Source organism: Arthrobacter sp. B2a2-09 (assembly GCF_027587375.1).
Classification (GTDB): domain Bacteria; phylum Actinomycetota; class Actinomycetes; order Actinomycetales; family Micrococcaceae; genus Arthrobacter.
The window spans coordinates 21,469-28,458 of the sequence record NZ_JAMXIC010000040.1; the positions used below are offsets into that span (position 1 = coordinate 21,469).

Annotated in this window: 4 protein-coding genes and 1 pseudogene; 2 read left to right on the forward strand and 3 right to left on the reverse strand. The window is 63.9% G+C overall.

Annotated features, from left to right (window positions below):
- Nucleotides 1-22: 22 nt before the first annotated feature.
- Nucleotides 23-3,697 carry a MobF family relaxase gene (mobF, locus tag NFJ07_RS24430; protein ID WP_269998579.1) on the reverse strand — a complete coding sequence of 1,225 codons (3,675 nt, stop codon included), beginning with the start codon at nucleotides 3,695-3,697 and terminating at the stop codon, nucleotides 23-25.
- Between the two features lie 340 nt (nucleotides 3,698-4,037).
- On the opposite strand from mobF, the gene NFJ07_RS24435 reads away from it, so the two are divergent.
- Nucleotides 4,038-4,184 carry a tudor domain-containing protein gene (locus tag NFJ07_RS24435; protein ID WP_269998580.1) on the forward strand — a complete coding sequence of 49 codons (147 nt, stop codon included), beginning with the start codon at nucleotides 4,038-4,040 and terminating at the stop codon, nucleotides 4,182-4,184.
- Nucleotides 4,185-4,392: 208 nt separating this feature from the next.
- On the opposite strand, the gene NFJ07_RS24440 is transcribed toward NFJ07_RS24435, so the two are convergent.
- Nucleotides 4,393-5,427, reverse strand: coding sequence for a hypothetical protein (locus NFJ07_RS24440; RefSeq protein WP_269998581.1), 1,035 nt, complete (start codon nucleotides 5,425-5,427; stop codon nucleotides 4,393-4,395).
- A 214-nt stretch (nucleotides 5,428-5,641) separates the two neighbouring features.
- Nucleotides 5,642-6,277, reverse strand: coding sequence for a TetR/AcrR family transcriptional regulator (locus NFJ07_RS24445; protein ID WP_269998582.1), 636 nt, complete (start codon nucleotides 6,275-6,277; stop codon nucleotides 5,642-5,644).
- Between the two features lie 165 nt (nucleotides 6,278-6,442).
- On the opposite strand from NFJ07_RS24445, the pseudogene NFJ07_RS24450 reads away from it, so the two are divergent.
- Nucleotides 6,443-6,990 (forward strand): annotated as a pseudogene (locus NFJ07_RS24450) (hypothetical protein); the annotation flags it as partial.

Genomic DNA, 6,990 nt, shown 5'->3' on the forward strand with positions numbered 1-6,990 from the left:
GAGGAGCAGAGTGATCTTGATGTCAGAGCTGCCAACCGACAGTAATGGGGCTGATCTGTTGGGAGATCGAATCTTCCAGCCATGGGCCGGGTTGTTGTTGCCGGTTGGCTTGGGACGAAGCCCGGTCGGCAACGCGCTTGAGTTGTTCGTACTGCGATGACTGTTCCCAATCGTGGTCTGCCGGTGCAGGTCCCAGAGGGAGGGGTGAGTCGTCGATACCCCAGCGGTCCCTGTAGATGGCAACCCTGGCGACCAGGCGGGCGGTGTCTGTCGCGGTCACGTTCGGCGGGAGCGTTTGGAGGAGTTTTCGTTTCCATTCAGTGTCCTGCGTCAAAGCGGCCGACGCGACTTGCTTGGCCCGCTGCCTGATCTTATGGGTTACTTGGTTGATCATGTCGGCGAGGTCGGGCCGGTTGGTATGAAGTGGTTCGGGGATGAAGGCACGATCGCCGGCTGGCACGCGGGATGAGAAATTGACGAGCCGGGCGTGTAGAACGGCTGCGACGTCCTTTGCGTCGCCGCTTGTTTCCAAAGCGGCCGTGACAGTCCGCTGAGCCCCGGGCCGGCTGGCCGCGGTCGCTCGGCGCCAGGCTGCGACGGCCGCGCCCCACGAGGGGGATTGTTGCAACACCTGATCAATCTCCGGAGTGCGCGCCTTGATGAACCTTGTCAGGTCTTCCGCGGATGCGATTTGTGCGAGGTAGTCGTATTCGGCGCTGAGCCGTTCCAAACTGTCGGCGCTGAGCTGTTCGGCGTCGCGGACTTCATGGGCGGTTCGTTCGGCGCCTTCTGCCGCGAGCACTTCGGCGAGGATCTCCTGCCATTGCGGTTGCAAGGAGGGGTCCAGCGGTTCGTGGTCGGTGGGGTCGTTTTCGCTGACGTACGCGTAATTGCCGCCGCGTCCGCGCGTCATGCCGACGTAGAGAAGCTCACGTGTGAGACGTCCTTGGGTGACGACGGTGTGGCCGGTGTCGACCGTGATTCCTTGGGAGCGGTGGGCAGTGGTCGCGTATCCCAGTTCCACGGCCGACTCGACATACTCGCGGCGCAGGGTAACGATGGCGCCGGTGTCCCTGCGGACCGCCACCAGGGAACCGTCGCGCCTGCCGACACGTACGACATCGAGCAGGGCGCCGTTGCGGATGAAGTCACCGTTGCTGTCGGCAACGGTGCGGTCGTTGCGGCGAGCGATCACCGTGTCACCGCGCCCGGCACACAGCGTGTCCCCCAGGAGTGCTGTCTGTTCGGCGTCGACAAGACCCTGGATCACGCGGTCCGCCTGGGCTCGTTCGTTGAGCATGCTGACGGTGTCGTGGTCGGCGGCAATAAGGATGGACGACCTTCCCGCGCGGATGTCGGACTGCCAGTGCAGATATGCCTGACCGACCATGTCCAGATAGGTTCCATGCCGGATCCGTTGATGCTGCTCGTAGTCGCTGATGGCTGCGACGTCCCCGGCACGGAGCTTCAACGAGGCATCCCGTTCCCAGGCGTTCTCGAAGCGCCAGATGGTGCTCAACCGGGCGGTCTTGCCCTGGCGGTCTAGCCAGCCCAGGACACCGCCGGCGTCGATGGCATCCAGCTGCCCGGGATCGCCCACCAATAGGATCTTTGCTCCGGCGTCCCGGGCCTGTTCCACAAGCGCGGCGAGCTGAAGGGTGGACACCATCGAGGCCTCGTCGACGACAACCAGCTGGTTCGAATGGAACTGCCACCGGTCCTGCTCGGCGAAGAGCCAAGCGGCTTTCTGTGCGAGCAGAGCGGTCTGCGGGCTTGACTTAGCCACAGGATTGGTGAGCCGCCGCTCTGCATCGAAGAACCGCTCAGCCCGGCGACTGGCCCCCTCACCGGCGGACTCGTACAGCCACTTGGCGACATTCTCCGCGACCACGGACAGTTCCCGCCCGAGAACCTCGGCGCTCGCCGCCGCGGGCGCCAATCCGACTACGCTGCCGGGACCGAACTCTGCTTCCCAGGCAGCCTTGATTGCGCCGAGGGCGGTGGTCTTACCGGTTCCGGCGGGTCCGACGACGGCGTCGAGCCGGTTTCCGCTTAGCAGGATCTCGGCAGCGGCGGCCCGCTGGTCGTCGTGCAGCCCGAATTTGCCGTGGCGCTGGTATCCGGCGAGTTCATCCATGGCGACCATTGGCCGGACGGCGGGACCGCCGTCGTCGTTCCTTGCTTCCATGACGGTCTCCTCGCACGCGAGGGTGGTGGCGTCGGTGTAGAGGCGGGAGCCGTGGAAGTCGAAGACGCTCTGCTTGCCGAACCGGAGATCGGACCGCGCGTCAGCGGGGACGCTGTAGCGGTAGTCGTTCAGGGGGACGGATTGGGATTCGGCGGCGGTGGCGACGGCGTCGATCAGGGCGTCGCGGTCCTCCGATGTGTGGCAGCGGATCGCGGCGCAGACACGTTCGGCTTCCGCGAGGAGGTTCCATCGGCTCCAGGTGGCGCGTTTGGCCGCAACCCGCTCCCGCGTCAGTGAGGCGACGGAGTCGACCCAGTCGTGGGTGAAGTCGGAAGATCGGAACGGGTTTGTCCGTGACCGCCGGATGGTGTTTGCCAGAACGAGCCGGGGCTCGAAGCCTTTGGCTGCCGCGCGTGCCTGCCACCTTGCGGAGAGCTCACGGAGTGGCGCAATGATGTCGGCTTTGGGGGTGCGGGTGGAGAGGGTTGCCTGCTGGCGGAGTTTGATGGTGGTGGTCGCCGTTGGGGAAGTCCCGTGGTCTGTGGTCCATTCGGCCACGAGCCGGTCGGTCTCCAGCTCGATGAGGCGGGAGCGGTGGGAGAATTCGCGGATCAGGCTGTCATCGACGCCGGTCAGCTGCGCACTCGGGTTATGCGTGGCGGCTGCGGGCTCGCGGATGTCGGTGTCGGTCCCGAGGCGGCGGTGCAGGGCATCGAAGAGCAGTCCGTTGTAGTGTTCGCTGGCAGCGACGGCGGCCTTGTAGAGGGTCCGGGAGTCGAGGGTGACCCAGGCGCCGTCGGTGGTCCGTTGGACGCGGTTGGCGATGACCAGGTGCGTGTGCAGCTGCGGGTCCCCGGCCCGCGACTCCCAATGATCAAAGGCGGCGGCGATGGCTCCCGTGGTGCCGATGCGGGCAACGCCATTGCGTCCGGATCTTGTGTGGATGACGGACTCTTCCAACCATTCCAGTGTGGCGGTGACGGCGTCGTGGTGGGTCTGCAGGATCCGGTCCTGGAGGGCGCAGGGGCTCAGCGCCCAGAGCACGGAGACTGATTTGGGGACGCTGAACGTCAGATCGAATCCGGCGACAGCGCGGCGCGTGCCGGCTTGCCCCTGGCTGTTTTGGACGAGTGTGGGTTGGCCGTGCGGGCGGCCCAGGGGAGCGCCGGTGTCCGGATGGACCGTATCGTCGAAGATGGCTTTGGCATCGGTTTCGGTGACTGGGTCGCCGCGGACTCGGGTGATGCCGCCCAGGCCGCTACCGAGCCAGCGCCCCTGCGGTGTCCCGGCCTTCATGTAGTAGCTTGTGGCGTCCGGGGGAGTCGGCGACACATCATCCATCATCGTGGTCTTGAACAGGTACCTTAGACCCGACTGCGCGGAGAGCCGCGCGATGGACATAGTCACGATCGCGGCCGTTGCCGCCGTCGACGGTAACGCTCCCCGTTGCCGCAGACCGTAGAGCAGAATCGCTGCGAGGTGCGAGACTGTTCGAAGTCTTGACCACATTCACCGCAAGTCTTCCCATTCACGATTCTTCATCGGGGTGGCATTACGTCGCGACATGACGTGCCGTGAGACGGTGCTCACGGCGACGACCTTTGGTGCCAGAGGTGTAGCCGATGCGGGAGTTCCTTCCGCGGGCCGAGGGGTGAGAATTGTGGTGCCGCATGGCGACGTCTATTCACATTGGTGCGGGTGAGCCCGCAGAGGTGTATGACGCGGGGCGGAGCGCGACGGCCTAGAGAGCTGGATGCTCGCCGCGCCAGATGCGCGGCCCCTTTCGCAGGCAACTCTTAGGGACATTGTGGCCGATTACCTCGCCAGTCACGGTCCTTTCCCAGACGGCATGAGTGTCGAGGTCGCGCGCCGGGACGGCTCTGGCTGGGAGCCGGCCGTCGTCATGGAGCGACCGGGCACAGATGAATGGACCGTCGAGTACGACGACGGCACCCAGGCTTGGCGCGATCACAGCGAGCTGCGCCCACGCTTTTAACGAAAGTTTTCCGCGCGCCCGAGACCAGGTCCTGACACGGCGGGGGAGGGTGCGCCGAAACACCACGCCGAAACCGCTCCTCCGCCGAAACGGTCCCATCCCGTTGGCGGATCCCTCAGCGGAAACTCGGGCAAGGCACCCGCCGGAAATCAGCACCTATGCTCTGTCGGTGGTGGCTTGCGAGGCACACGAGCCGCTGCCTCGACAGTCACGGTTGGCCGCTCTTCAGCTCCAGGTAGCCAAGGAGGCGCGTCATCGCGCGGATCGATTCCCGGGCGTCCTGCTGTTCGACTCTTGTGCCACCTTCATGGACGGCGATATTGCGCTTCGCAAAAAGGTCGTCCCCAGCTGTCGAAACATCCTGGGGTGCCCCAGCGAGACGACGCTTCACGTCTACACCACGCCCGCCGCAGGCCATCTCGACCGCGAGGCGTGCAGAGAGCACGGCCTCGCGGTATCGGCCACCATTGAAATGTGTCACGGCCGTACGTGAGTGGGCTGCGGCCGCAGACTCCTCTTCCAGAATGCGGAACGCATCTCGGTAGGCGGTATCCGGTGTCGGGCCGAGCAGGTATGTGAGCTGGGCGCCGTCTTTGAAGAGGAGCACGTCATACGAGTCCACGGCAGTGCCGCCCGAGACCAGCACGTAGTCGTGGTATCCGTCCTTCTCATAGAGATTCGGCATACGCTTGTACGCGCCTGTGAAGCGAGGGCTGGCAAGGAACTTGGTCAAGTGGTCCTTAGTCTTGCCGTATATCTCGACCTTGCGGCCGGTGACCTTCTGCCGGAGTCGGAGGCCTAGATGCCCATTCTCGCCTGGGTACTCCTCGATGTAGCACCAGACGGAGAGGGGCGGAGAGATTATGTGCGCGGACAAGATGTTAACCGTCACGGAGAACTTGTCACCGAACCACACGGCGATCTCTTGCGCGTTCTGAGTGAATATTGGAGCGAGGATGGCGACGTGCTCGTTGCGGTTCCGAGCCTCGATGAGTCCGCCGCCGTGGGCATAGCAGTCCTGCAGCAGGTTCGAGAGCGGCGCGAACTGCTGAAGCATCGGTTCGTCAGTAAGAACCCGCACCGTCCGCCGGGTCAACTTCTCACGAAGGCGGAGGTCACGCATTCCGTCAGGGCGTTCGTAGCACTCCACGTAACACTTGATCATGCCGGAACTCTGCGCGCTGCGGGCGGTGACCTTCGCTGCCTGCGCCGCGCGGCGTGCTTTCGAACTCGGCGAGCTCATTCTGACGTCCTCTCGCTCACGTTCACCCGACCAATTCAACCGTACGTTGAGGGATCCCTCACCGGACAGCGCGGCCGCCGCGCGGTAGACGCCCTTTGCCGAGATGATCCTGGCGAAGAGGTCTTTTTGCCAGTTTTGTTGCACGATTCGCCGCAGGCGATGCAAATGTTGGGCCCGCCGCAGTGGGCAGGCCTTCGCCGGCCGCGCGGGTCTGTTAGCGGGTGAAGTTGGAGGCCGGTCTTTGCTCGTCTAGGGGCGGCTTTTCCCGAAGGGTGGAGAGGTAGGCTTCGAACGCCTGTTCGACCCTTTCCACCGGAAGTCCTTCCATGACGGCTTGCATCGCCAGGCCGTCGGTAAGGCCAACAAGGACGTCGGCTTCGGCCGCGATGTCGATGTCGGGGCGGATGCTACCGTCCGTTACGCCCTCGCGGAGCACCGCGCACCACCTCTCTCGCGCCCGCGCATAGTATGCCTGGTACATTTCCAGCAGTGCCGGGTCTGCCCCGAGCCTGCCTACGAATCCGAGCCAGGCGCTGACATCGTTGCGTCGTTCATCGTCCATCGGAAGGATCGCGTAGGCCATTTCGCGTACGGCATCTATTGCCGGGCTGGTGTTTGCAATTCCTTCCAGCCGGGTGTCGGTGCGGTCAAACGTCTGTGACATTGCGAGCCGGACAAGCTCGCTCTTGTTTGCGAAGTAGTGCTGAATGGTTCCCGCGGAGAGCCCCGAGCCGCGGGCGACGCTCAGCATTGTCACGGCATCGAGTCCCTGCTCGCCGACCATTCGCCACACGACCTCCGCAACCCGGGCCCGCCGCTCCTGATGATCGACGATCTTTGGCACCTGCACCTCACAATGTTGGGAATTTAACGGCGGCCGGACTGCAGCATCATGCGCCGCGGGCCGGTCACCATGTTGATTTGAGGATAGATGAGTCCCGTGAGGCATTGACAAGGCGCGCCGTCCGGTCGATGATTTATTTCATACGAATGAAATAAAAAGAAATGGAAGACAGTGCCAGACACGATTCAACTTGCACGGCCCGTGCGCTCCGGATTTATCAGCGGACTCCCCAAGGCCGAAATTCACTGCCATCTGGCGGGAACACTCCGCATCGAAACCCTTCGCGAGCTTGCCGCGAAGAACGGGGTATCCCTGGTGAACGGTGTCGACTCATATGATCCCCGGTACCAGCCCCACGCCGTAGCGTCCCTGCAGCTTCTTGACACGGTTGTCTCCACGATCAAGGACCGCGACGACTTCGCCCGCGTGGCCTACGAGGCACAGATCGATGCATTCACCAACGCAAACATCAGGTACCGGGAGATCTTCTTCAACCCGACCCAGCATGGAGCTTTCTGGGCAACCCCGTATTCCGCGATGGTCGATGGGCTCATCGACGGCCTTCGCCAGGCAGAGAAGGAGGTCGGCATCGGCGGCCGGCTCATCCCCTCGATCAACAGGGAGCAGTCACCTGCCGTGGCCACGCAGCTCGTCCAGGCCGTGATCGACAATCCGAGAGATGAAGTCGTCGGGATCGGAATGGATGCAAATGAGATGAC